This window comes from Bacillus rugosus (assembly GCF_023238245.1).
Taxonomy (GTDB): domain Bacteria; phylum Bacillota; class Bacilli; order Bacillales; family Bacillaceae; genus Bacillus; species Bacillus rugosus.
In genome coordinates, this window is sequence record NZ_CP096590.1 from 580748 (window position 1) to 604607 (window position 23860).

The 23860-nt window shown below is 41.7% G+C and carries 27 protein-coding genes and 3 pseudogenes; 14 read left to right on the forward strand and 16 right to left on the reverse strand.

Translation table 11 applies throughout. The features are described from left to right. Positions 1-57: 57 nt before the first annotated feature. Positions 58-504 (forward strand): Rok-like winged helix domain-containing protein, encoded by a 447-nt coding sequence (locus M0696_RS03035; protein ID WP_248602474.1) that lies wholly within the window; start codon positions 58-60, stop codon positions 502-504. Positions 505-847: 343 nt separating this feature from the next. Here M0696_RS03035 and M0696_RS03040 read toward each other — a convergent pair whose 3' ends face one another. From M0696_RS03040 to mneP, 3 genes are all read right to left on the reverse strand, one after another. Then, on the reverse strand, positions 848-1537 hold the full coding sequence (locus tag M0696_RS03040; protein ID WP_248602475.1) for a DUF554 domain-containing protein: 690 nt from the start codon (positions 1535-1537) through the stop codon (positions 848-850). Positions 1538-1627: 90 nt separating this feature from the next. Next, positions 1628-2440 (reverse strand): MerR family transcriptional regulator, encoded by an 813-nt coding sequence (locus M0696_RS03045; RefSeq protein WP_166854153.1) that lies wholly within the window; start codon positions 2438-2440, stop codon positions 1628-1630. 185 nt (positions 2441-2625) lie between these two features. Then, positions 2626-3519: a manganese transporter MneP gene (gene mneP / locus M0696_RS03050; RefSeq protein WP_222143619.1), complete on the reverse strand. Its 894-nt coding sequence runs from the start codon at positions 3517-3519 to the stop codon at positions 2626-2628. Positions 3520-4001: 482 nt separating this feature from the next. Between mneP and M0696_RS03055 the strand changes: the two genes are divergently transcribed. From M0696_RS03055 to M0696_RS03070, 4 genes are all read left to right on the forward strand, one after another. Beyond that, positions 4002-4622: a nitroreductase family protein gene (locus M0696_RS03055; protein ID WP_222143620.1), complete on the forward strand. Its 621-nt coding sequence runs from the start codon at positions 4002-4004 to the stop codon at positions 4620-4622. 26 nt (positions 4623-4648) lie between these two features. Next, a complete protein-coding gene (locus tag M0696_RS03060) occupies positions 4649-5587 on the forward strand; it encodes a ring-cleaving dioxygenase (RefSeq protein WP_222143621.1) in 939 nt (312 codons plus the stop codon). A 142-nt stretch (positions 5588-5729) separates the two neighbouring features. Then, complete coding sequence (locus M0696_RS03065; RefSeq protein ID WP_010333166.1) at positions 5730-6119, forward strand: DoxX family protein; 390 nt, start codon at positions 5730-5732, stop codon at positions 6117-6119. A gap of 185 nt (positions 6120-6304) precedes the next feature. After that, complete coding sequence (locus M0696_RS03070) at positions 6305-6643, forward strand: thioredoxin family protein (protein ID WP_166854149.1); 339 nt, start codon at positions 6305-6307, stop codon at positions 6641-6643. Between the two features lie 43 nt (positions 6644-6686). On the opposite strand, the pseudogene M0696_RS03075 reads toward M0696_RS03070, so the two are convergent. From M0696_RS03075 to M0696_RS03110, 7 genes and pseudogenes are all read right to left on the reverse strand, one after another. Then, positions 6687-6905, reverse strand: a pseudogene (locus M0696_RS03075) (MocR-like pyridoxine biosynthesis transcription factor PdxR); the annotation flags it as partial. A 10-nt stretch (positions 6906-6915) separates the two neighbouring features. Then, a pseudogene (locus tag M0696_RS03080) lies at positions 6916-7113 on the reverse strand (hypothetical protein); the annotation flags it as partial. A gap of 79 nt (positions 7114-7192) precedes the next feature. Continuing rightward, positions 7193-7420 carry a spore germination protein gene (locus M0696_RS03085; RefSeq protein ID WP_248602476.1) on the reverse strand — a complete coding sequence of 76 codons (228 nt, stop codon included), beginning with the start codon at positions 7418-7420 and terminating at the stop codon, positions 7193-7195. A 61-nt stretch (positions 7421-7481) separates the two neighbouring features. Beyond that, positions 7482-7991 (reverse strand): annotated as a pseudogene (locus M0696_RS21095) (DUF421 domain-containing protein). Positions 7992-8166: 175 nt separating this feature from the next. Beyond that, the gene (locus M0696_RS03100; RefSeq protein ID WP_222143623.1) at positions 8167-8601 is read right to left on the reverse strand and encodes an Hsp20/alpha crystallin family protein; all 435 of its coding nucleotides are present in this window, start codon (positions 8599-8601) and stop codon (positions 8167-8169) included. Between the two features lie 12 nt (positions 8602-8613). Then, positions 8614-8856 carry a spore germination protein gene (locus tag M0696_RS03105; RefSeq protein ID WP_014112826.1) on the reverse strand — a complete coding sequence of 81 codons (243 nt, stop codon included), beginning with the start codon at positions 8854-8856 and terminating at the stop codon, positions 8614-8616. Positions 8857-8869: 13 nt separating this feature from the next. Continuing rightward, complete coding sequence (locus M0696_RS03110) at positions 8870-9142, reverse strand: spore germination protein (protein WP_148964515.1); 273 nt, start codon at positions 9140-9142, stop codon at positions 8870-8872. Positions 9143-9376: 234 nt separating this feature from the next. On the opposite strand from M0696_RS03110, the gene M0696_RS03115 reads away from it, so the two are divergent. From M0696_RS03115 to M0696_RS03125, 3 genes are all read left to right on the forward strand, one after another. Then, a complete protein-coding gene (locus M0696_RS03115; RefSeq protein ID WP_222143624.1) occupies positions 9377-9976 on the forward strand; it encodes a TetR/AcrR family transcriptional regulator in 600 nt (199 codons plus the stop codon). Next, positions 9973-10317 carry a DoxX family protein gene (locus tag M0696_RS03120; RefSeq protein ID WP_222143625.1) on the forward strand — a complete coding sequence of 115 codons (345 nt, stop codon included), beginning with the start codon at positions 9973-9975 and terminating at the stop codon, positions 10315-10317. Before M0696_RS03115 ends, M0696_RS03120 begins: the two co-directional genes overlap by 4 nt. A gap of 155 nt (positions 10318-10472) precedes the next feature. Next, positions 10473-10946: a GNAT family N-acetyltransferase gene (locus tag M0696_RS03125; protein ID WP_248602479.1), complete on the forward strand. Its 474-nt coding sequence runs from the start codon at positions 10473-10475 to the stop codon at positions 10944-10946. An 11-nt stretch (positions 10947-10957) separates the two neighbouring features. On the opposite strand, the gene M0696_RS03130 is transcribed toward M0696_RS03125, so the two are convergent. After that, positions 10958-11287, reverse strand: coding sequence for an HIT domain-containing protein (locus tag M0696_RS03130; RefSeq protein ID WP_166854144.1), 330 nt, complete (start codon positions 11285-11287; stop codon positions 10958-10960). Positions 11288-11773: 486 nt separating this feature from the next. Between M0696_RS03130 and M0696_RS03135 the strand changes: the two genes are divergently transcribed. Together M0696_RS03135 and M0696_RS03140 are read left to right on the forward strand one after the other, a co-directional pair. Next, entirely contained in the window at positions 11774-12952 is a 1179-nt protein-coding gene (locus M0696_RS03135) for an MFS transporter (RefSeq protein WP_222143627.1), read from the forward strand. 21 nt (positions 12953-12973) lie between these two features. Beyond that, positions 12974-13540, forward strand: a complete 567-nt coding sequence (locus M0696_RS03140) for a TetR/AcrR family transcriptional regulator (protein WP_222143628.1) — start codon at positions 12974-12976, stop codon at positions 13538-13540. A gap of 40 nt (positions 13541-13580) precedes the next feature. Here the strand turns inward: M0696_RS03140 and vmlR are convergent, their stop codons facing one another. The 3 genes from vmlR to dinB form a co-directional block, all read right to left on the reverse strand. Next, complete coding sequence (gene vmlR / locus M0696_RS03145) at positions 13581-15209, reverse strand: ABC-F type ribosomal protection protein VmlR (protein ID WP_248602480.1); 1629 nt, start codon at positions 15207-15209, stop codon at positions 13581-13583. Positions 15210-15543: 334 nt separating this feature from the next. Further along, positions 15544-16920 carry an amino acid permease gene (locus tag M0696_RS03150; RefSeq protein WP_222143630.1) on the reverse strand — a complete coding sequence of 459 codons (1377 nt, stop codon included), beginning with the start codon at positions 16918-16920 and terminating at the stop codon, positions 15544-15546. Between the two features lie 174 nt (positions 16921-17094). Further along, positions 17095-17613: a damage-inducible protein DinB gene (dinB, locus tag M0696_RS03155; protein WP_248602481.1), complete on the reverse strand. Its 519-nt coding sequence runs from the start codon at positions 17611-17613 to the stop codon at positions 17095-17097. Positions 17614-17779: 166 nt separating this feature from the next. On the opposite strand from dinB, the gene M0696_RS03160 reads away from it, so the two are divergent. From M0696_RS03160 to M0696_RS03175, 4 genes are all read left to right on the forward strand, one after another. Continuing rightward, the gene (locus M0696_RS03160; protein WP_248602482.1) at positions 17780-18238 is read left to right on the forward strand and encodes a MarR family transcriptional regulator; all 459 of its coding nucleotides are present in this window, start codon (positions 17780-17782) and stop codon (positions 18236-18238) included. Continuing rightward, positions 18235-20892 carry an MMPL family transporter gene (locus tag M0696_RS03165; RefSeq protein WP_166854137.1) on the forward strand — a complete coding sequence of 886 codons (2658 nt, stop codon included), beginning with the start codon at positions 18235-18237 and terminating at the stop codon, positions 20890-20892. The genes M0696_RS03160 and M0696_RS03165 overlap by 4 nt, the downstream gene beginning before the upstream one ends. A gap of 139 nt (positions 20893-21031) precedes the next feature. After that, positions 21032-21634, forward strand: a complete 603-nt coding sequence (locus tag M0696_RS03170) for a TetR/AcrR family transcriptional regulator (RefSeq protein ID WP_222143632.1) — start codon at positions 21032-21034, stop codon at positions 21632-21634. 20 nt (positions 21635-21654) lie between these two features. Then, positions 21655-22395: an SDR family oxidoreductase gene (locus M0696_RS03175; RefSeq protein ID WP_222143633.1), complete on the forward strand. Its 741-nt coding sequence runs from the start codon at positions 21655-21657 to the stop codon at positions 22393-22395. A gap of 41 nt (positions 22396-22436) precedes the next feature. On the opposite strand, the gene M0696_RS03180 is transcribed toward M0696_RS03175, so the two are convergent. After that, entirely contained in the window at positions 22437-23066 is a 630-nt protein-coding gene (locus M0696_RS03180; protein WP_222143634.1) for a nitroreductase family protein, read from the reverse strand. A 15-nt stretch (positions 23067-23081) separates the two neighbouring features. Continuing rightward, complete coding sequence (locus tag M0696_RS03185) at positions 23082-23576, reverse strand: MarR family transcriptional regulator (protein ID WP_222143635.1); 495 nt, start codon at positions 23574-23576, stop codon at positions 23082-23084. Positions 23577-23860 lie beyond the last annotated feature (284 nt).

Sequence of the window (23860 nt, forward strand, 5' to 3'; positions counted from 1 at the left end):
CTCAGATCTGCAGGTGGAATAAAGCTCTTGTCCGCCTGCTTAATTGGGGGGAAGAAGATGGCTGATCAAAGAGAAGCTTTGTGTTTGAGATTAGCAGAAATAGATAAACATGAAATGTCGATACTTCGTGAGTTCCAGTTAGAACGGGAGAAAATCTTTTCAAGCTTAAGAGCATTAGAACAGTCTAATATAGAAAAGAAGCGCCCATCTCAAGTCGCGCTCATTGAACAAACAGCAAATGATGTAAAGACATATCATATCACATCAAAACCAATCCAGCGGAAAAAAAGAAGACAGGGCAGAGCTGAATCAAAAACCTCTCGTGAAGCAGCGTTAAACATATTAAAGCAGCAGGATAAGCCAATGAGCAGTATTGAGCTGAAAAGAAAGATTGAGAAAGAAACCGGTGTGCACATCTCTAATATGACATCATTTATGAATACTTTAATGAAAATGCACCCAGAGGTGAAAAAACCTTACAGAGGACAATATAAAATGATTTAATGCTTGCGCAGTAGTTGGCTTCTGATTTCGAAAAACTGAGCTGCATATTGTTTGATTTTGGATCGACATAAAAGACATCCTTGCTATTACGAATGTAGAACAGAGGCTAAGGTAGTGGCAGGGAATTTTCATCATGATACCAAGGGTTGTGAATACCTTGGTATTTTTTGTGCGCGTGTTGTGAAGTGAGCTGCTGTCTCAAAACTGCCGCCCGGTCATTAGGATTGGTTCATGTCGCAAAATAGAGCCCCATTACAGAGCCCCTATTTTGCGATATTAGTGAATCAAGTTTAACGATATGGAACGAACTCCCTTCCTTGAAGCATGTGTTTGAAGGTTGCCATTAAAACCGCAATCCAAATACATGAATGACGTAAATGACTACAGGCGGAATCAACAAGGACGGCAGCAGATTCAGCGTTTTAAACTTTTTAATTCCCAGAATGCTTAACCCTGAGCTGAGGATGAGTATGCCTCCTACAATTGTGATTTCGTTTATAAGGTCTGTATTGATTGCGCTCTCCATTACTTTAGCAAATAAAAAGATGGAGCCCTGCCAGGCAAATAAGACAATGGCAGCCGCTGCTATTCCAAATCCAAATGTCGAAGCGAGCACAATGGAGGTAATCCCATCTAACATACCGTTTGTCAGGAGATACGTATAATTTTCATTCAGCGCGGCTTCAACAGGGCCCAAGATTGACAGCGAACCTATACAAAATAATAGGATCGCAGTTGATAAACCCTCCGCTAAATTGCTTTTAGAGAATTTGTTCACCAGCTTGTTGAACCGTAATTCCAGATTGATGCTCTGCCCAAGCAAACCTCCAAGGGCTAAACTCACGATAAAGAGAATGGGGTATTTACTATCAGGCAAATGCTGTGTAATCGCGTTGATCCCCAGGGCGACTGCAGCGAATCCCATTGCCTGCATCAGGATATTCTGGTATTCATCTTTAATGCCTTTTTTGAATATCCCGCCAATTATGCTTCCCGCAATGATCATAACTGTGTTAAAAATGGTTCCAAACATACGCGTTCTCCTCCAATAATGATTCCTGCATAAAAAATAAACCCTCAAGTTAGTAGAGAGTCAAGGGAGAATAAAAACATATTATGAGATTTATTTAATGGGCAGCAGGATTTCAGTCACATAATTGTCTAGATTATTTGTAATCCCATAATCAATGAGTGTGATTTCGATTGAGTCTCCCGCTACCTCATAATGATGTTCTTTCATGTATGCCAGTAACTGTTTGTAATATGGTTCGGCTTCTGGATGTGACCCTTTAAACCTGATTTGCAGATATTCTCTAGAAGGAAATATAATTTCGGATGAAGTTTCTTCATTTTCATCTTCAAGAATCATGAATATGCTGGAATATTTGTCGAACTGATTTGCTTTTACATTTGCTGCTGAAATGGATAAACCGATCTTTCCTATAAATATATCCTCGTTCACATTCAGATGAGTTCTCAATTCTGCTAATGAATGTTCGATATCATGGCCGAGAATATACTCATGCTGTAAATAAGCCACACGTAATGCGGGAAGTTTGATTGTTGAAATGTGATGTAATGGCGTGTGAACGGCATCTTCTATTTGTAAGATGCGGCGGGAGATCTTTTTTTCAATGCGCTCCAATTCTCTCTTTTTGCGATCAATTTCAGTTTGCTGGCTTTTCAGTAAATGAATCAGATTGGTTGTATTTTGAGAATTATAAAAATCAAGAAGTTTATTGATTGGCAGGCCTAAAGCCCTCAAATACTTGATGGTATCCAACCGCTCAAACTGTTGGGTAGAATAATATCTATAGTTCGTATGCTCGTCTTTATATTCCGGTTTCAAAAGACCGATTTCATCATAATACCTAAGAGCAGAGACTTTCACATTGAATAACTTTGAAACTTCTCCAATTGAAAAAAATTCCTTCATTCTAACAACCTTTCTGTTGATATGATTTATACATTCACATTATATAGTATGGCGAGTTCTAAGGGGAAAGTTTGCGCATGTAACATATGAGGCCAATATGTCTTCAACAAATTGATATTCTCGAGGATAGGAAGCGTATTTGAACAAACGGCATAAAGCAAAAGCTCCTTTTAAAAAGGAGCTTTTCACTCTTCAAAATATGGATTCACATGGATGAGCACTTCTTCCACATCTGAAAACTGTCTTTTGATTTCATTTCGGATTTCACGGGCAATATCGTGTCCCTGCTTAATCGTCAAATCATGATCCAAAGATAAACGGACATCAAGCAATTTATAGTGGCCATGTTCTCGCGCGCGGATTCTATCGATTCGTTTTACTTGATCACATTGAAAAATAACAGCTTTATATTCCTCTATCAGCTCGGGATCAACACTTTTCTCCATAAGAACATCAACAGACGGCCTGATTAATTCCATTGAAATCTTAAAAATAAGGTAAGCCACGATGGCACTGGCAATTGCATCGGCGTACAACAGATAAGACCATCCACGGGTGTTTCCGATAATCGCCAATAGGACACCGATAAAAGCGGCAAGAGAGGCAACGATATCGCCTTTATGATCGTATGCAATCGCTATAATCGCTTTGCTGTTCCATTTTTCCCCCTGCTTTATGGAATAACGATATAAGATCTCCTTAGCCACGTACGAAATCAGAGCTGCAAACAATGCGTTGTATTGTGGAACGCTAGGCCCTTCAACAAAGGACAGAATCGCTTCTATGAGGATATAAATGGATACGATCACTAAGATAATTCCTACTATCGCTTCACTAATGACTTCAGCTTTTCCATGCCCAAAAGGATGGTCTTGATCAGGCGGTTTATTGGAAATGCCGATCACTGCCAGGACAGCAATCGAAGCAACGACATCCGCTGCGGAATGGATTCCGTCTGCAAAAACGGCTTCACTATCGCCTATCAGCCCAAAAAAGACCTTTCCTGCCATTAAGATCAGATTGGCTATCAATGCAATCAAAGCAACCTTTTTGCTTATTAGTTCTCTTTCACTTGCCATTTTTTCCTCCTGTAAAACTGCACAAAAAAATAGGAGTGCTTTTTATTCGCTCTCCGTATCCTTTCTTGTGTAATCACTTTGCTTATCATACCAATTCAATTTCGAGTGAGTCTATAGCAACGTTGTTTCCTGTTTACTAATAAATAAGGTGAAAGAAAAAAAGTTGGACGGGCTAAAAGATCACACATATAAATGGATTCTTATGTCACAAACGGTGATGATCTACCAATCAACATGGTGCTTCAGTGAAAAATTTCCACTTAATTTTTAAAAACCTGTTGACATTAGAACATCCGTATTTTATTATTATCTCATATTCAAGATATTTTAATTCGAGATATTTTGGTAACGATCAGGCGTAAACCTGCGGGTTGCTGAATAATGTAGTGGATATCAATCATTGTCAGTTCTTTTGAATGTTATGCAATGTGTTTTTTTATAAAGAAATATCTCGAATTCGAGATAAAGGGAGTGTATCGTAAATGGCTGAATTTTCACAGCTAGTCAATGAAAGAAGATCTGCAAGCAATTTCCTTCCAGACCATCCAATCACCAAGGATGAACTCAATGAGATGTTTGAATTGGTCACATTGGCTCCATCGGCTTTTAATTTGCAGCATACAAAATATGTGACGGTTTTAGATCCGGATGTAAAAGAAAAGCTGAAGCAGGCTGCAAACGGACAATATAAAGTGTTTAGCTCATCTGCGGTTCTTTTGGTATTAGGGGATAAGCAGGCCTATCAGCAAGCGGCTGACATTTATGAAGGATTAAAGGTGTTGGGGGTTTTAAATAAGCAAGAGTATGATCACATGGTTCAAGACACCGTTTCGTTTTATGAAAACAGGGGAGAACAATTTAAGAGAGATGAGGCGATAAGGAATGCTTCACTTTCTGCGATGATGTTTATGCTCAGTGCTAAGGAAAAAGGCTGGGACACCTGCCCTATGATCGGCTTTGATGCTGAAGCCGTGAAACAAATTTTGAATATAGATGATCAATTTGAGATTGTCATGATGATTACAATTGGGAAAGAAAAAACAGAGAGCAGAAGGCCGCGCGGCTACCGGAAGCCTGTGAATGAGTTTGTTGAGTATATCTAAATGAACGTTTAAAGGAGCGGATAAAATTGGCTAAAAAAACGATGGGAATACATCATATTACAGCAATTGTCGGTCACCCTCAAGAGAACGCAGATTTCTACGCAGGAGTGTTGGGGCTTCGATTGGTCAAGCAAACGGTCAATTTTGATGATCCAGGTACGTATCATCTTTATTTTGGGAATGAAGGCGGGAAGCCTGGAACAATCATCACCTTCTTTCCGTGGGCGGGAGCCCGCAAAGGCATCATTGGAGACGGTCAAGTAGGCGTGACGTCTTATGTCGTGCCGAAGGGAGCTATGGCTTTTTGGGAAAAGAGACTTGAGAAGTTCAACGTTCCATACACGAAAATCGAGCGTTTTGGTGAACAATATGTAGAATTTGATGATCCGCACGGCCTGCATTTAGAAATCGTGGAAAGAGAAGAAGGAGAAGCCAATACATGGACGTTCGGAGATATAACACCTGATGTTGCCATTAAAGGTTTTGGCGGTGCAACCCTGTTATCAGCACATCCTGAAAAAACAGGTGAACTGCTAGAAAATATCATGGGGCTGGACCGAGTCGGCAAGGAAGGAGACTTCGTTCGTTATCGTTCTGCCGGAGATATCGGAAATATGATTGACCTTAAATTAACGCCTATTGGCCGCGGGCAAATGGGAGTCGGCACGGTGCATCACATTGCTTGGCGGGCTAGAGATGACCAAGATCAATTAGATTGGCAAAGATATATTGCTTCTCACGGTTATGGTGTGACTCCTGTTCAGGATCGAAACTATTTTAATGCGATTTACTTCAGAGAACATGGGGAAATCCTATTTGAAATCGCAACGGATCCTCCAGGCTTTGCACATGATGAATCACAAGAAACAATGGGCGGAAAATTGATGCTGCCTGTGCAGTATGAACCGCATCGAACACAAATTGAACAAGGGCTGCTGCCTTTTGAAGTGAGAGAATTAGACTAATTGTAATGGGTGAACCTGACGCATGAAGAAACATAAAATGACATATATTCAACAGATGATTGCTGGAAGTTACTGAAGGTAAATAACGAGACGTACTGACTTTTAGCACATCATGTTACATCAAAAATAAGGAGAGATAAAAATGGAAGATGCAGGACTGTTGCTTATTCGCATTATGATTGGTGTGGTGTTTCTGTTTTATGGATCACAAAAATTATTCGGCTGGTTTGGCGGATACGGAATTAAAGGAACCGGACAATGGTTCGAGTCAATTGGGGTTAAACCAGGTAACGTCGCGGCCGCTTTATCAGGTCTTGGGGAGTTAGTAAGCGGAATTTTATTTATTTTAGGTGTATTCCTCCCGCTTGGAGCCGCTATCATAACGATCATTATGTTAGGTGCCATTGTAAAAGTCCATGGAGCGAAAGGATTTGCAAATGGCGCAGGCGGTTTTGAATATAACGTGGTGCTGATTGCAGTCTCCATCGGGGTTGCACTCATCGGTTCAGGAGCTTACGCTTTGCATTTTTAATACGAAGGGATTAAGAACAGTTACTGGCAAGCAGTAACTGTTCTTTTGTTTTGCGATATTCGTGCAAACTTACAGGTGCCCTGCAAAGCAAAAAAGCGGATATAATAACTATAAATGTGTATAGTGAATGATACGTATCGATGAGCTTGGTCATGAAAGACAGACCAAATTGAAGGAGTAAATTGATGAAAGAGATGACAGAATTACATTCATTAGATGCTATAGAGAATTTTATTAAACAGCATCAATTCAGTTTTATCTATATATCAAGACACAGCTGTACAGTATGTCACGCTGTTCTGCCGCAGCTCAGAATATTATTGGATCAGTTTCCAAAGATCACATTGGGGCATATCAATGCTGACGATGTAGAAGAGGTCGCCGGCAGATTTTCAGTCTTCACTGTCCCTGTGCTTCTTTTGTTCATTGATGGGACTGAGTTTCTGAGAGAAGCCCGTTTTGTTCATTTTGAACAGCTCGAAGAAAGGCTGAAAAGGGTTTATCGGTTATATGAAGATGAATAATAGCCCCCTTTAAGGGGCTTTTTGAATTAGAAAGGGAACAACGTCATGCCATCCCCCATGCTTGTTTTAAAAGCTGGACACCATGTGTTATCTCATCAAAGCCAAGATGGCCGAACCCCAATTTAATCAGTGGCTGATCAGGGGTGTTGTTTACGAAATAGAGCGCGGTAGGATAGACTTTTACTCCGTACGCCAAAGCACGCTGAATCAGCAAATCCTCTGAACAATGCTGATGAACCTTGAATAATATGTATAATCCAGACTATTCGCCTATTTGAGTAGGAACCGATAGCGGCGTAGCCGTAAAACCAGCCCATAAATATGCCAGAAAAGAGGCTGTGTCGATGGCTTATGAAAACAGAAATGATAAGACCTGTTAGTAAGGCAACTGAGAGTACAAATGTTTTGGGGATCTTTAATAATATTTTGAGGATTTGAGTTAACAAGATAATTGTTGGAACGGCTATCACAGCATCCTAAAAGTTTGTGTGAATAATTGGAAAATCCATACGCCACCTCAGCAGAGTTGTATTTAAAAAGTGGAAAATATCAAGGATCAAAAAGGTTTTGGAAAAGCTCTTGCAGTGTGTTTATCACATGTTGACTATTGGTGGAGCTTGTTTGATTAAAAAGATTATATCGAAAAACAATTCCCGTATTCGATCCGCTATCACCGGATTCTGATTTAGACACCGTTAGCGGACTGATTGAAAATGCGCCGCCAGTATTCGAGAAGCCGTTTTCAGAAATCGAATGAATATTTGGATATTTGTCCATCCCATTTCTCCTTTCTCTGTATGAACTGCTTATTAGTTTACGTAGCGTGAGGATCAACTGGTTAAACAAAACGGTAAAAAATGACGTAAAAAAACGAATAGACGCCCAAAGTTGGCGTCTTTTTAATGCGTCTTATAGGACTTGGCTTTACATTCTCATTGATTTTATCAAAAGGATTATGGTTTGTTGTTTGTGAAGGCTGATAGTCTTTATTTATAAAGTCTGTTTCATTCCCTGACTGTTAAGGGCTTGGCCGCGTCTGTTCATTTTAATCCTAACTGGCCGTTTGCCTCTTGTATAGCTGACACCCTGAAGTCTCAGCTGCATTTCAAGCTGATCAGCAAGCCTCATCCTCTTTAAGTTTTCTGTATGTACATGTCCATGATCAATAACGATTCTTGCTTTTCCAGTTAAAAACGTTTCGATAAAGTTAGACTTCACTTGAAGCCATTCCATAAAGAGAAGAGCAATCGTAAAGGTTCAATGATAGCTGAACAATAATCGTTCCGATAGAAATCATGACAACGGTTTGGGTAGAGGTCATTTGCGCAATTGATTTTCTTCCCGACATCCTCTGCAAGATGACACCAGATATAAGAGAACAAAAGCATCCCGAATAAATTCATGCTACCACCTGACCAGTTATTTGGTCATTCATTCGTATAAGGATACCGGGCGGTTTCTTTTGAGGATCATATTCACAGTTTCTCAACCATGACTGCTTGATTAGATGGTATAAATGTACCTTATTTAAGCCCTTTATCGAACGCGATGGTTTCGACTTGTCTTGGGTACGAAATGTGAAGAAGCCCGTTTAACATCTGAAGCTGTAATAAATGGGGTTCGGTGGCTTCAGGAAGATGAATCGTTCGCTCAATTTCACCGTAATATCGTTCACGCAGCACCTCCATTTCGGCGGGGAAAACAGGTGTGATCGTTCCTTTAATTAACAGCTGGGTTTTAGATATTAAGCTGATCGTTAATTCCTCCTTATACACACCGGGGATTTCCACAATGATGAAATTATTCTCTTCATCTTGATAAAGGTCATAAACGAACGTATTAGTATCGGAATCAAAAAATTGTTCCGGGGTTTTATGCTTGAGCACTTTTGTCCAAAAATCACTTTGCTTATATTCATTGGTAATCTCAAGCCACTTTCGTATTTTTTCGATATCCATACGACGTACTCCTTATATTTGATTTGCAATTGGTGCAGAAAAATTTCCGATTTTGTCTTGGTCACTGACGTCAGTATCAAGATTTCCAGTGTTTAAAAGTGAAGAAGAAGGCGAAAAATCCCCTAAAGAAAAGTTTGCTCCAAAATATTTGCTGTTCGCTGTATGACTGTTATGCAAAGTTGGACCGATATCCACATTCCCGTTTTGCGTAACTCCATTAACCTTTATATTCGCGATATTAATTTGATATGGCATAAACGAAACCTCTTTAATCTAAGATTGGCGGCGGTACAATCGGAGGTGTATTAACGTTGGATGTAGCAGAGCTGCCGATAGATGTCTGATCATTTACATCAGGATCATTTAAGAAGTTTTCCATTACTGATTCTGTAGGTGATGTATCACCGAAAGAAGAATTGGTTCCTTGAGATTTTTGATTGTTGGTAGGGCTGTTATATGCGGCTTCGCCTATTGTAATTGAACCATTGCCTGAAATGCTGTTGATCTTCAAGTAATATAGATTGATTACTGTAGTCGGCATCCCATCACACCTTCCCATCCTTCTGTACAGTACAGTATGCGCCGCGCCATCCAATTGTTCCTTGTATTAGAGATTCAATAAGCAATGAGGCGGCCTATATAATGAGATGAGGGTAAAATGGGCAGGACAAGTCTGGAGAAAAAATGAAACTCATTGACATAAAATCCAATGCTATAAAATAATACTCGCGAGTAACATTACTTTTGAGTATCTTTTTGTGGAGGATGATCCTAGTTGAAAAGCAAAAAAGGACGTAAAGGAGAAGAAAGCCGGAAACGATTACTCAAAGCTGCTGCTAATGAATTTTCGATTCGGGGATTTCATGAGACAAAAGTAAGTGAAATTGTGAAAAAAGCTGGACTGACGCAGCCTTCCTTTTATCTGTACTTTCAAAGCAAAGAAGCCGTCTTTGAGGAGTTAATCACCGTTTTTCACTCTCGTGTAAGAAAGCTGACAGAGTCTCTTCTTCTGGAAAACGGATTAAAGACGGAGGATGTGTCAAAACGGGTGCTGTCTGCTGTGGAAACTGTTTTTCAATGTCTGGCTGAGGACAAGGATGTAACGAAGATCGGCTTTTTTCTGAACCCAGAAGCGAAACAAATGAAAAAAGACTTGGCGATGGTTTTGAAAGAGAACTTAGAAGCAGAACAGCGGCTTGGCTATTTTCACTCCGAACTCGACATGGAAACGGTCGCTGAGTGTTTGATCGGCATGATCGAACATTTAACCGATTCATTTTTGTTAACCGGAATCAAAGATCCGGCGAGCCTCGCAGCACAGGTTGTGAATCTATTAATATACGGGATGCTTCAAAAAGGGAGTGGCGTAAGATGATATCTATGATCATGAAAGTCAGTTTGGCAGCTTTTATGCTCGCGGGAGGGATCATAAAGGTGCTCCGCGTTCCCTTTCAAGTGGAGCATTGGCGGCATTATCAATATCCATTGTGGTTTCTGACTGTTACTGGCATTCTTGAAATAGCCGGGGCACTTGCTATGACAGCGGGAATTTGGAATCGGTATGCAGCATTTGGAGCAGGCGTACTGTTTGTCGTTCTCATGGCGGGAGCGGTTCATGGGCACATTGTTCGAGCACGTCAATCGGTTCTCATGACGATACCCGCAATGATCTGTTTGATTGTTTCGATCATGATAATCATTTGGGAGGTCACGTAAGCTTTCTCTTATATTCTCACAGTCTTTTATACTGGTTTGCAGGAAATCTATTTCTCTTATCGAATGATAGAGAGTCAAAGGCTGAAAACGGCTTATTGAAGAGATTTTCAATTGTCTGGCATTGGCTGGACTTTTTTCATAAGGAGGAATACAGGATGACGTTAACTTTGGAAGATATGACTGTGGAAGAGTTAAAAGCATTTCGCGGGATGTCCGTGCAAAATTATGCGAAACAAAACATAGCGTCGGGAACTTGGACAGAAAAAGAGGCGATTGAGAAATCGAAGCAAGCATATGAGAAAATGATTCCGGATGGTCGAAACAGCAGCAATCATAACTTTTGGAACATTACAAATGAACAAGGAGAAAGGATAGGCTGGCTTTGGCTGTATGCTGATCCGCTCCATCCACAAAGGGAAGCGTTTATTTATTCCTTTGGATTATATGAAGCCTATCGCGGAAAAGGGCTGGCGCAATTGGCGCTTCAAACGCTGGATGAAAGAGCAAGAGAGATTGGAGCGGAAAGAATTGCGCTTCATGTGTTTGCGCACAACGAGACAGCCGTCCATCTCTATCAGAAGATGGGCTATGCCATGACCAATATACGTATGCGGAAACAGCTGTGCTGACCCAGACGCTTTTACTTAAGCGGTTCTCCAAACACAATATGCCAATGTAAATGTTTAGAGTCCTGGTAAGCTCCTAAGTTGGTGATTACACGGCATGCGCCTTTTTCTTCCGTCACCATGGAAGCGACCTCTTGAATGACACTCATTAATTCAAGAAGTAAGTCATGATCGGACTCTTCCAAGGTGATTAACGAAGAGATATGTCTCTTGGGAACAGCTACAATATGAACCGGATAAAAAGGCTTTGTATGATAGTAAGCCAATACGTTATCCGTCTCTATTACCTTAGTCACTTTCGTTTTGCCGCTAAATACCTCATCACAGTAAAAGTCTTCAGTCATATGATCCATCCTCATTTTGTTTGTTGGGTTTATCCTTCTACTGTCTTCCGTTATTTTCCTTCTTTTGCATTTGATGTAGGGGAACACTTTTTATCATTTTCAGTTCGTTTTGATGTTTGAAAACAAAATGGTGTCCTATGACGGCAGCCAGGCTCTGATCCTTTCCTCCAGTATGGAAATGTCTATCTGGAAGTGGTGACAGGGTACTTTAAGATATAAACAAGGACAACGTGTGTTGTTCTTTTTTTATGTACATTATTATTGAAATCGTCAACATTTTACGGAGCTCCTCGCCTGTAACGATCGAATCAAACTTATTTTCTTCTTTATGGATGTCTGACTATTGTCAGTTTTTTTGAGTGAAAAACATTTAAAAATAAGTCATTAACATAAATTTTTCGTGGATTTCCAGTTTACAATCTGACTATAGTCAGATAAAGTGAGTGTATCCAATTAAATCGATCAACAGAAAAGGAGAAGAAGCTCATGGAGTTACAGGTGGAAAAAATACATGCTGCAAAAATGTGGTCTATATCATTTATTTTTGTCACGCTTTCAAATGCATTTTTATTTATGGTGTTTGAAATGTTATTGCCGACATTGCCTTTGTTTGTAACTGCTATCGGAGGCGGGGCAAAGCAAGTCGGATTGGTTACAGGGATTTTTATGATATCTGCCATTGCCATACGTCCTTTTGCAGGGGTTTTGGCTCAACGATTTAATAAAAAATATTTACTTATATTTGGAATTGTTATCAGTGCCTGTTCAACCGGTGCATATTATCTCGCATCAGATGTGAGCGTCCTATTGCTCATTCGCTTAATACATGGTGCCGGTTTTGGATTAGCAACTACTTATTTTGCGACGATTGCCGCGGAGATTATTCCGAAGGAGCGCCGAGGCGAGGGGATTGGATATTTTGGGGTAGGCGAAACGATTGCTGTTTCGGTTGGGCCTATGATTGGTATCTCAGCACTGGAGCTTTATGATTTTGAGAGGCTTTTTCTAGGCGGGATGTCCATTCTTTTACTGGCAGTGCTTATGGCTGCACTTGTGCGGAGGCGGCCTGTAGCAAAAGACACGGGTGAAAAGGGAAGGGTAAAGATAAAGGTGTTAGAAAGACGTGTGCTGTTTCCTTCGTTTTTAATTTTATTAGTCGGCATTGCTGCATCAGGGATTATGTCCTTCTTTGCGCTCTATGCGATCGAAAAGGGTTTCCGAAGTGTCGGAATGTTTTTCTTTCTGATTGCAGCAGCCAGTTTTTTTATACGTCTTATCTCCGGGAAAATATTTGACCGATTCGGAGCGGCAGCCATCCTTATCCCCGCATCAATATTCTCAATAGCAGGCCTTTCAATATTATATATTGCCCAAACCAATGCAATGTTTTTTACAGCGGCAATATGTTACGGATTTGGGTTCGGCTCAATATTTCCGGCTATCCAGACATGGTGTATCAATCTTGTAGAAGAGCATGAACATGAGGATGCTATGGGGACATTCTTTAATTTTTTTGATATGGGAATTGGAGGAGGATCGTTGTTATTAGGTGTGGTGGCAACGCTTTATTCTTATCGGGAGCTTTATATCGCTTCTATTTTGGTGTACCTGCTGTTTCTTTTATTATATATTTTATTTATCTGTTCCAAGAGAAAACGGATGTAATAATTTGGGGAGGGCAGAACAGTGACCCGTGAGAATATAAAACGCACAGCCGTTCGCCAATTTAATGAACTTGGCTACGAGGGAGTCAAAATGGCGCATATTGCAAAAGAATTAGGAATTCGGAAACAATCTCTGTCCTACCATTTCTCGTCAAAAAAGGATCTGCTGATGGAAGTGTACCCCGAGATTGTTGAAGAAGAAGTAGCGTTTATCAATGATTTTTTTGAATCACGAAAGCATATGCCAGCCAAGAATCTTATATATGATTTTTTAAAAGAAACACAGATGCGCTTTCATGCTATGCCCAATGTAGCCTTTTTGCAGGCGATGTCGTTTAAGGCTCCTGCTGAAGTAAGTGATTTTATTTCAGCCCAGTACCTGATGTTTCTGCATGCTTTGAAAAGCCGGGTTGCACTTGTTTTTAAAGAATCGGGCATCACCTGTCCGCCCGAGAAGTGTGCGATAGCCTTCATCACTCTTTTTGACGGGCTGAACATTCAGCTGGTTTACGAGAATAAACAATCATTTGAGCGGTCTTTAGAGATTTCCTTCGATATTTTTTGGCGAGGGCTGAAGGCGAAAGCTTGAAAAATACCAAGGGCGAACAGCCCTTGGTATCCCCTACACGCTATTGATCCAGCTCTTTCATTCGTTTCGTAAGCTCATTGAACGCGTGATCAAGCTCCTTGTACCCTTTATCATTTGGCGTCATAAAACTGAGCTTGCCCAGCACTTCTTGTCTTTCTGTCTCAAGCTTTAAACGAAGCTCCTCCCGGTCATTTCTTTCTGATGGAACGCCACTCAATTGCTTTTCGATGCCATTGTCTGAGATGACGAGTTTACTGTTTGTTGTTTTTTCGAGAAAGTATCGGTCATGTGAAACCGCCAGCAATGTGCCGCTGTAGTGTGACAGTGTTTCCTCCAGCTGTTCGCGTGACGGCAGGTCGAGATGGTTTGTCGGCTCATCTAAAATCAGCACGTCTTTTTCCTCTAGCATATATGCCATCAGCTTGACCTTTACACGTTCACCCATACTCATATGCTTGATCGGCTCAGTCCATTGCGAAGCTGTAAAACCTAAGTGCCTCATCAGACTTTGAACGTGTCCTCTTGCTTTGTATGTTTCATGATCAAATAACTCTTCCGGTGTTTGTTCTAAAGGCAAATCAAACACCTCTTGCGTTAAATAGCCGATATTTGCAGACGGCGATACCCATACGCTTCCCTCAGCCGTTTCCTGTCCCAGAATGATTTTCAATAATGTTGTTTTTCCGCTGCCATTGGGTCCTATGATCGCTACCTTTTCGCCGTGCTGAATTGTAAAATGTGCGTCTTTAAAGAGGATCCTTTCGCCAAAAACCTTCGTTACATGCTTAACTTCTAAAAAACGTTTTCCTGTTTTTTTGGTTGTATCAATTGAAAAGCGGACAGTATATTCCGGCTCAACGGGTTCGGCCTTTGCTTTCTCCAGCTCTTGTTCAAGCCGCTTCCGCTTGGATTTAATCTGGGCATCCGTACGCTTCGCTTTTACCCGGTGATATTCTTTAAACCCTTCCTTTTTCGTCGATTGGGCGTGGGCTTTTTCCGACCATGAAGCAAGCTCATTCATTTGTGCTTCAATCCGTTCAACCATTTTTTGCTGCTTATCATATTCACGCTGCTGGGCGAGTCTTTTCTTTTCCCGGAACTTCATATACCCAGAGTAATTTCCTTTGAATTCAATCAGGGTTTGAGCTTCGAGCGACCATATTTTTGTTGCGGCTTCGTCTAAAAAATAACGATCGTGAGAAACAAGAATTACAGTGCCTCTATAACTTTTCAGCTGTTGAATGAGAAATTGCAAGCTTTCTTCATCAAGGTGGTTTGTCGGTTCATCTAACAGTAAAAGATCTGCATCCTCTGATAGTCCTTTCGCCAGCCGTGCTTTCAGTTTTTCACCGCCGCTTAACTGTTGGAAATCCCTGACGGGCACACGCCATTTCTCCAGTAACTTCTTTTCGGCAGGCGTCAGATCCGCAAAGGAATACGACGCGGTTTCCTGCTTAACCAACGTCATTTTTACATCCTGCTGAAGGATTTGTCCTTGTGCAGGAGCTAAGTCATTGTGAATGAGGTGCAGCAGCGTAGACTTCCCAGCACCATTTTTTCCAATAATCCCAATGATATCTCCTTGCTGAACACTGGCATTTATGTTTTTAAAAACAGTCAGATCCCTCACTTCATAGCTGACATTTGTTAATGTTACGATCTCTTTCATCCATATCCCTCGCTTTAAAGGGAGAATAAAAAAATCCTCCCAAAATGTATTGGAAGGATTAGCCGCACCGTTGCATGATCAAATAAGCTATTTATTTATAAATAGCAATGTCGTATATATAGAAAATGGGCAGACTAATCCTATTTTTTCTGATTTGAAATATTGATTTCAAACGGCAAAAATAAGATTAGTTAATCATTGTCCACCCATCATCCCTTCTTGTTTTGATTACACACACTATAGCATAACTTCAAATTCAAAAGCAAAGGTCATTTGTCATTTATTTTCATCAAAAAAGCTCCTGCTCTCATTTCTGAGGCAGGAGCTGCGAATCTTATTGATGCTTCGCTTTTCTCACTTTATAAATCACAATCAGCAAAATAAACCAAACCGGCGTGACAAATAAGGAAACACGAGTATCCTCAGCCAATGCCAGCACAACCAGGATAAACGCCAGGAACGCAAGAATCAGGTAATTGGTAAACGGGTAAAGCGGAAGCTTAAATTTGTTTGTTTTCGCTAATTCAGGTCTTGTTTTCCGGTATTTCATATGGCAGATGACCGTAATCCCCCAAATATAAATAAAGCAGACGGTTGAAATGCTTGTGATCAGGGTGAATACGCCTTCTGGCATGATGTAGTTTAACGTAACACCGATTAAAATCACGATAGCTGAAAAGAACAACGCATTTCTAGGTACTTTACGCGGAGTCAGTTTCGCCATTGATTCAGGCGCATTGTTATCTTTCGCAAGGGAATAGACCATACGGCTTGTACTGAATACAGCGCTGTTGCATGCTGAGGCAGCGGATGTCAGCACCACAAAGTTGATAATGCTTGCTGCCCCGACGATACCGACCGCGACAAATACCTGTACGAATGGGCTCTCGCTAGGATTAATGACATCCCAAGGATAGATGCTCATAATCACGAGAAGAGCACCGATATAGAAAAGCAGGACCCGGACAGGGATATTGTTGATCGCTTTAGGGATTACTTTTTCAGGGTTTTCTGTTTCACCGGCTGTCAGTCCGACCAGCTCAATGCCGACAAAGGCAAATACAACCATCTGGAACGAGAGGATAAACCCGTGCATGCCATTCGGGAACATACCTCCGTGGCTCCAGAGATTTGTGAAACTGGAGACGCCTGAGCTTGTGGAAAAACCTTTAAAGATCATCACAAGGCCAATGACGATCAGCGCCAAAATGGCAATGACTTTAATTAAAGCAAACCAAAATTCTAATTCTCCAAAGAGCTTGACGGTTGCCAAGTTCATAATCAGTAAAATAATCAGAGCGATTAAGCCGGGCACCCATTGCGGCACACCCGGAAGCCAATATTGAGTGTAAAGTCCGACGGCTGTCAGATCAGCCATTGCAATCGAGATCCAGCAGAACCAATAGGTCCAGCCGGTGATAAAGGCTGCCATATCGCCTAAATAGTCTTGTACAAAATCAACAAAAGAGTGATAGTTCAAATTCGATAACAGCAGTTCACCCAGAGATCTCATAATCAAAAAGCAAATGATGCCTGTGATCATGTAAGCAAATAGAATCGACGGTCCGGCAAAATGAATGGATTTTCCTGAGCCGAGAAATAAGCCCGTTCCAATGGCCCCGCCGATGGCGATGAGCTGGATGTGCCTGTTTTTCAAGCCTCTCTCCAATTTTTGCTGATTTATATTGTCTTTCGTCATATCGTCTGTCACTTTGTGTGTTCCTCCATTGAAAATTGTTTATTGGGTCAGCAATATATTTTTAATGATTATTATAACACTAAAATTTCTATCTTTTTTACTATACAGGAAATATGAAAAGAAATTTTTATGGTTTTGAACGATGCATCATAAAAAAAGCGGCTCAATTTAGGGAGCCGCTTTCTTTTATGCCATTTCAGTTTTTTTCATGTACAGGTATAGCCCATAATCTGTCGGAGCGGATGCGTATCCTGTCTGCCGCAGCATTGCTGTGATATTGCCGCGGTGGTATGTCCCGTGATTGACAACGTGGGGAACCAGCTCAGAAACAGTCGTTTTCATGATTCCGCCTGAGGGATTTATAATCTGGAGGGGCTTATTGAGCTGCTCTTTTTGCTGTAAAAATAATGTATAGCGCTCGGATAATGTCAGAAACAGGTCTTCCATTTCCTCCATTTCTTTTGCCTCTGTCTGTTCTTTAAGTTGTTCAGCTAATGCCAAAGCATCAGTCATGCTTTGGCCGGAAAACACTTCAATCCAGCCGAGATCAGAAAGATAAACATGAGACAGCACATGGGATATCGACGGAAACACGCTTTGGATTTCTTGGCGGTACACCTCTTGTGGAAGCTCTTTTAATCGGTTGAAGATTTGCTGATTGGCCCAGACGTTATATTCATACAATTTTAATGAAAAATCTGACATGTTAATTTTCCCCTTTCGCGTTTATAACGTCTATTATACACGAACAAGCGTTCCTGGTAAGGTGTTCGTGAATAAAATTTGTTGACAGACATAGTTTAGGGGAATAAACTAATTGACATTGATCATAAAGTTTAGAGGGGTAAACTATAGTGAGGAGGGGCAGTTGTTGAATGAACAAAAGCTATGTCAGGCGATAAACCTGTTCGTGGAAGTATTACTTGAAGGGACAGAGTTTGTGCATCATGAAATCAATCAGGATGTCTTCAAGAATATCTCAAGGGAGCAGGCAGACCTGTTAAAGATTTTAAAAGTCAAGGGCCCAACCTCTCCCGGCAGCCTAGCCATGTATCAAAATGTACATAAAAGCGCGATTTCAAACAGGCTGAAAAAGCTGCTCGATAAGGGATTGGTTGAATGGGATGCCTGTCCGGCGAAAAGTGATAAGCGCTCTAAGCTTATTAACATCACATCCAGCGGTGAAACCATACTGGAAGAATTAGATTCAGCCATTTTTAATGCTCTCAAAGAGCTGATCGATGATATAGATGAGAAACACTTAAATTCCATCATAGAGATATTCACCATTCTAAAAAGCAAATTTAAAGGAGGAGATTCTGCAGAATGAGGGCAATCATCAAATTCAAGTGGGCAATTGCAGCGGTTATATTAGCACTTACCGTCGTTTTGGGTTTGTTTTCTCCGAACTTAACGGAGCTGGCCAATCAAAAGGGGCAGGCCCAGCTTCCTGCAGATGCTGTTTCAGAAAGAGCAAATGCCATTTTAAAACAAGCGGGCGAAGACAATAATTCGATCAGTATAGTCTTTACATTAGATCACGCTTTGAAGAAAGAAACAGAGGATCAGCTCCGGACAATGATTGATAAAGTCAAAAAGATCGACGGTGTAGAAGAAATAACGTCTCCTCTAACAGCAGACAAAGAAGTCAAAGACCAATTGATTTCAAAAGACAAAAAAACCGTTCTCATTCCTGTCACGATTACAGGTTCTGATAAAAAAGCGGAAAAAATCGCGGATGATATTTATAAAATCGTTCCTAATGATTTGACTGCATATATTACGGGAGCCTCTCTCATTAATCAGGATTTCGCTCACAGCTCAGAAGAAGGGCTCAAGAAAACGGAAGTGATCACAGTCTGCTTGATCATCGGTTTACTGCTGATCGTGTTCCGATCTGTTGTGACGCCTTTTATTCCGATTGTAGTTGTCGGTTTCTCTTATCTGATCAGTCAATCCATATTGGGCATCCTTGTGTACAATGTTGATTTTCCTATCTCGACGTTTACGCAAACCTTCTTAGTTGCCATCCTGTTCGGTATCGGAACAGATTACTGCATTCTGCTTCTTACCCGATTCCGTGAAGAGTTAGCGAACGGGCATGACAAAAAAGAAGCGGCGCTTATCGCTTACCGTACGGGGGGAAAAACCTTATTTATTAGTGGATTTGCGGTATTGATCGGATTTTCCGCCTTAGGATTTGCGAAGTTTGCGATTTTCCAATCCGCAGTAGGGGTAGCAGTCGGTGTAGGGATATTAATGATCATTCTCTATACACTGCTGCCATTATTTATGGTGACGCTGGGCGAAAAATTATTTTGGCCTTCTAAGAAAGTGCTGTCGCACAGTGACAACAAATTATGGGCGTTTCTCGGCAGACATTCCGTTGTGCGTCCGTTTCTGTTTATTGTCATCACGGTGATTATCACGCTTCCGTTCATTTTGACCTATGATGACCAGATTTCATTCGATTCGACTGCGGAAATCAGCAGCGATTATAAATCAGTAAAAGCTCTCGAGGCCATCAAGGATGGATTCGGTGAAGGGAAAGCGTTCCCGATCAATGTTGTCGTAAAAGGAGACAAAGATCTCACAACAGCTGATACAATCCCTTATCTCGGAAATATCAGCAAAGCGATTGAGAAAGTCGAGCATGTTGACTCTGTCATGACCATCACGCAGCCGACTGGTGAAAAAATCAAAGATTTATATATTGATAAACAGCTAGGCTCAGTTTCAGACGGGCTGGATAAGACGGTAAAAGGAATCGCCGATGTCCAAAGCGGTTTAACGGATATCGAAAACGGGTTGAATCAAATGACGGGTCAAACCGTCTCAGCCTCAAATAGCAGCGCCGGCGGTTCACTGGGCGATGCGGCAGACGGATTGGGCAAAATCAATCAGCAACTGCAGCTCGTGAGCAAACAGATTTCCCAATCCGGCAATACTGCACAGACCGTGCAGCAGCTTACGGCAATCAGCGGACAGCTTGGACAGATTCAAACCGGACTTGAACAAGCGAACCAGCAGCTCTCAGGCCAGCAGGCACAAGCTGGAACACTGACCGAAAGCCTGAAGAAGCTTGCCGGGGGTGTGAAGAGTGCAAATGATGGCCTGACGAAAATCTCTGACGGCATTACAGCTTCCAGTGATATGTTAGAGGATATGAGCAAAAGCTCAACCGTAAGGGATACAGGGATATTCATTCCTGATCAAGTAATGAAGGATAAAGACTTTAAGAAGTCAATCGACCAATATTCCTTTGAAGACGGCAAAGGCGTGCAATTAAGCGTCGTCTTGGACTCTAATCCTTATTCAGAACAAGCCATTACAACAATAAACCAAATCAAAAAAGCTGTAGCAAACGAAGTGGACGGCACTCCTCTCGAGGATGCACAGATCGTATACGGCGGGGTCACGAGTGTGAATGCTGACTTAAAAGAGCTTTCCACAACGGACTTCTCCAGAACAATGGTGATCATGATTATTGGCCTGTTTATTGTGTTAACGATTTTGTTCCGATCAATGATCATGCCGATTTATATGATCGCGTCACTGCTGCTGACGTATTACACCTCGATATCCATAACGGAATTAATTTTTGTAAACGGCTTAGGAAACGCCGGCGTCAGCTGGGCGGTACCGTTCTTCAGCTTTGTTATTTTGATCGCGTTAGGCGTGGATTATTCGATCTTCTTGTTGGACCGATTTAAGGAAGAGGTGCACCTTGGCATTGCGCAAGGTGTTGTCAGATCAATGAGCAAAATGGGATCCGTCATTATTACGGCGGCCATTATTTTGGCCGGAACGTTCGCGGCGATGATGCCTTCAGGCGTCAATACGCTGATGCAGGTGGCAAGTGTCATCATTATCGGGCTGTTGCTTTACGGCCTTGTCATTCTCCCGCTCTTCATTCCGGCAATCATCATGACCTTTGGCGAAGGCAACTGGTGGCCGTTTGGAAGAAAGAAAATCAAAGAATAATAGAGAGAAGAGTGATGCATAGTACATCACTCTTTTTTTTTGTGACGAATGACAGGAATGGATATTTGTCATTTGTTTGTGATTTTGCTAAGATGTCTTCAGGGAGGTGTTGTATGCGGCCCTGAAAAGCCACAGTACTATGAACAGATCTTCAGAAGGTGACGTATTAACCAAAAAACAAATACTGGCAGCGACAGAAGAAACATTAAGGCGTTTTGGTGTCGCGAAAACTTCGATTACAGATGTAGCGAAAGCATTACAGGTAAGCCATGGAACGATCTATCGCCATTTCAAAAGCAAAAAAGAGATTTTGGAAGCGGCGACTGAAATGTGGCTGAATGAAAAGATCATCGTGCCTCTTACCGCTGTATATGAAGATTCTTCTCTAAAAGGCGCTGCGCATGTAAAAGCGTATATCAAGAAATTGTTTGATCTTAAGCGGTATTATGCTTTAGAAGATGAAGAATTATTTGCCATGTATACGAAAGTGACGGGTGAATGCTCGGAGATGGTCAACAAAAGCATTGTTCATATGGTCAAGCAGTTGAGTGTCCTTTTGAATGACTGTGACACAAAAACTAAGGATCATGAGGAGCTGGCGCGGGGCATTTTTTTCGCGACAGAACGTTTTCATCATCCCGCTCATGCGTACGAGTGGGAACGAGATACGATAGAAGAGGAATTTGAAAATGTTTGGTCATTACTTGAAAATGGTTTTTTGGCTTTTACGGAAAAATCGTAATCAATCGGAGGGTGGCATACATGGAACAGGTAAATGGTAAAACAGCGATTGTAACGGGAGCTTCAAGAGGAATCGGCCGTGCGATTGCCGAACAGCTGGCTGATCTCGGCATTAAAGTGGCAGTCAATTTTTCAAGCAGCCCGGAAAAAGCGGAAGAGGTTGTGGAAGGCATCAAGAAAAAGGGCGGAGAAGCTGTAGATATCCAAGCCGATCTCAGCAAGGTAGCCGGCGCAGAGTCGTTATTTACAAAAACCATCGAGGCATTTGGAAAAGTAGATATTCTGATCAACAATGCGGGTATCAATATTTATCAGCCAATCGAAGAAGTAACAGAGGAAGATTTCGACAAGCAGTTTAATCTCAATGTAAAAGGAACATTTTTCGCCTGCCAGCAAGCAATGAAATACATGGAGGAAAAGGGGAGAATCATCAACTTCTCTACATCCGTCGTCGGGCAAATGTTTTCGACGTACAGCGTATACGCAGGAACAAAGGGAGCGGTTGAGCAATTCACCCGCCAGCTTGCAAAAGAATTCGCAGAGAAGCAAATCACCATTAACGCGGTTGCGCCGGGGCCTGTAAATACTGAGCTGTTTACTGTTGGCAAAACCGAACAGCAAATCGAAGGCTTGAAAAAGACCATTGCACTCGGCCGAATTGGCGAACCCGAAGATATTGCAAATGTCATTGAGTTCTTGGTAAGTGAAAAATCACAGTGGATCACAGGCCAGACGATTCGTGTGAACGGCGGATTTATTTAAGATTCAAAAAGAGCCCAGAAAATAGATCTGGGCTCTTTGTTTTATTTCCATTCTGCAATTGTATCAATCGGCAGACGGTAGGAAGCATAGCCTTCGTCTGCTGCTTTTCCGATAGAAAGAAGCATGACCGGTACATAACGTTCTTTATCTAATCCGAACGTCTCCGCGATGTTTTCTTTATCGTATCCGCCGATCGGATTTGTATCATAACCGTGCGCACGTGCAGTCAGCATCAGCTGCATTGAAACAAGACCTCCGTCAATCAGGATCGTTTCGCGGTTTACCTGTGCCGGCAGCTTTTCAAAATGAGCGGTTAGCGCGGCGATTTGTCTGTCTTTGACTTCCTGCGGCATGTAACCGAGTTCCACGGCTTTTGAATAGATTTCTTCTAAGTAGTCTGCATTGTTCATATCTGCAAATACAGCGATGACGGCAGATGATGTTGTGACTTGAGTTTGGTTAAAGCTTGCAAGCGGTGCGAGTTTTTCTTTTCCTTCAGGGCTGTCAATGACAAGAAAACGCCATGGCTGTGCGTTGACAGAAGATGGAGCAGTTGTTGCTTCTTCTAAGATTTCTGACATTTCTTCCTTGGTGATTTTCACTGTCGGATCATAGTTGCGAATAGAACGGCGGCCTTTCATAATCTCCATAAAATCGTTTGTTTTGATCATGTTGATACACTCCTCTTATGCTTTGATATTGTCTATGTTGTTCCGCATGCGCGCCAGCACATCAATGAGCAGGCGGCGCTCGTCTGCATTTACATTTGCGAGCATTTCCTTCATGAAACGCTCCTTTTCTTTCTTTGAAGACTCGATGCGCTCTCTACCTTGGTCTGTTAACCGAACAAGGGTGATGCGGTTGTCTTCAGGCTTGCGCCGTCTTGAGACCATGCCTTTGGCTTCCAGTTGTTTTAAGTGTCTAGTGACGGCGGCGCTATCAATATTTACTTTCTTTTGAAGGTCGCTTTGACTGATCTCATCTGCATGATAAAGCAATGTCAGCAATTCCAAACGAGATTGGCTGATGCCCGTGCATGCCTCGAACTTCACGCCAATCACCTTGTTCACGCCTTGCAGCTGATATAAAATCTCGGCTTCCTCTGAACAAAATGACGCCAAAACCCATCCCTTCCTTCTTGTCAAAACTATTAATTGATATATCAATGATTGACACGTCAATTAATATACAACGATTGATTCCAACTTGCAAGTCATTTGCACATTTGAAAAACCTCCCAACGTATTTAGCTGGGAGGTTGTTTTCATCCTTGCGGCTCGGGATCATACATCAGCAGAAAAAAGCTGGGCGTTTCTTCAGATCATGTAGCGGCTGGTCACGTGATGATTCCCCGCATTATCCCCTTTATAGTAGTTCGAAATGTCACTTTGCTGGAGCCCGTGCTCAAGCTGCTTTCACAGGCTGAAAGTTATGATACAATATACAAATGTTTTACAGCTTCAAT

Bases quoted from the DNA above. Each gene is read 5' to 3' on its own strand.
- M0696_RS03100 (WP_222143623.1), bottom strand. From the start codon at position 8,601: ATGGATATCGAAAAAATACGAAAGTGGCTTGAGATTACCAATGAATAT.
- M0696_RS03105 (WP_014112826.1), bottom strand. From the start codon at position 8,856: ATGCCATATCAAATTAATATCGCGAATATAAAGGTTAATGGAGTTACG.
- M0696_RS03110 (WP_148964515.1), bottom strand. From the start codon at position 9,142: ATGCCGACTACAGTAATCAATCTATATTACTTGAAGATCAACAGCATT.
- M0696_RS03125 (WP_248602479.1), top strand. From the start codon at position 10,473: ATGACGTTAACTTTGGAAGATATGACTGTGGAAGAGTTAAAAGCATTT.
- dinB (WP_248602481.1), bottom strand. From the start codon at position 17,613: ATGTCAGATTTTTCATTAAAATTGTATGAATATAACGTCTGGGCCAAT.
- M0696_RS03130 (WP_166854144.1), bottom strand. From the start codon at position 11,287: ATGACTGAAGACTTTTACTGTGATGAGGTATTTAGCGGCAAAACGAAA.
- M0696_RS03055 (WP_222143620.1), top strand. From the start codon at position 4,002: ATGGCTGAATTTTCACAGCTAGTCAATGAAAGAAGATCTGCAAGCAAT.
- M0696_RS03085 (WP_248602476.1), bottom strand. From the start codon at position 7,420: ATGGACAAATATCCAAATATTCATTCGATTTCTGAAAACGGCTTCTCG.
- M0696_RS03035 (WP_248602474.1), top strand. From the start codon at position 58: ATGGCTGATCAAAGAGAAGCTTTGTGTTTGAGATTAGCAGAAATAGAT.
- M0696_RS03045 (WP_166854153.1), bottom strand. From the start codon at position 2,440: ATGAAGGAATTTTTTTCAATTGGAGAAGTTTCAAAGTTATTCAATGTG.
- M0696_RS03070 (WP_166854149.1), top strand. From the start codon at position 6,305: ATGAAAGAGATGACAGAATTACATTCATTAGATGCTATAGAGAATTTT.
- M0696_RS03180 (WP_222143634.1), bottom strand. From the start codon at position 23,066: ATGATCAAAACAAACGATTTTATGGAGATTATGAAAGGCCGCCGTTCT.
- M0696_RS03120 (WP_222143625.1), top strand. From the start codon at position 9,973: ATGATATCTATGATCATGAAAGTCAGTTTGGCAGCTTTTATGCTCGCG.
- mneP (WP_222143619.1), bottom strand. From the start codon at position 3,519: ATGGCAAGTGAAAGAGAACTAATAAGCAAAAAGGTTGCTTTGATTGCA.
- M0696_RS03065 (WP_010333166.1), top strand. From the start codon at position 5,730: ATGGAAGATGCAGGACTGTTGCTTATTCGCATTATGATTGGTGTGGTG.
- M0696_RS03175 (WP_222143633.1), top strand. From the start codon at position 21,655: ATGGAACAGGTAAATGGTAAAACAGCGATTGTAACGGGAGCTTCAAGA.
- M0696_RS03135 (WP_222143627.1), top strand. From the start codon at position 11,774: ATGGAGTTACAGGTGGAAAAAATACATGCTGCAAAAATGTGGTCTATA.
- M0696_RS03170 (WP_222143632.1), top strand. From the start codon at position 21,032: ATGAACAGATCTTCAGAAGGTGACGTATTAACCAAAAAACAAATACTG.
- M0696_RS03165 (WP_166854137.1), top strand. From the start codon at position 18,235: ATGAGGGCAATCATCAAATTCAAGTGGGCAATTGCAGCGGTTATATTA.
- vmlR (WP_248602480.1), bottom strand. From the start codon at position 15,209: ATGAAAGAGATCGTAACATTAACAAATGTCAGCTATGAAGTGAGGGAT.
- M0696_RS03040 (WP_248602475.1), bottom strand. From the start codon at position 1,537: ATGTTTGGAACCATTTTTAACACAGTTATGATCATTGCGGGAAGCATA.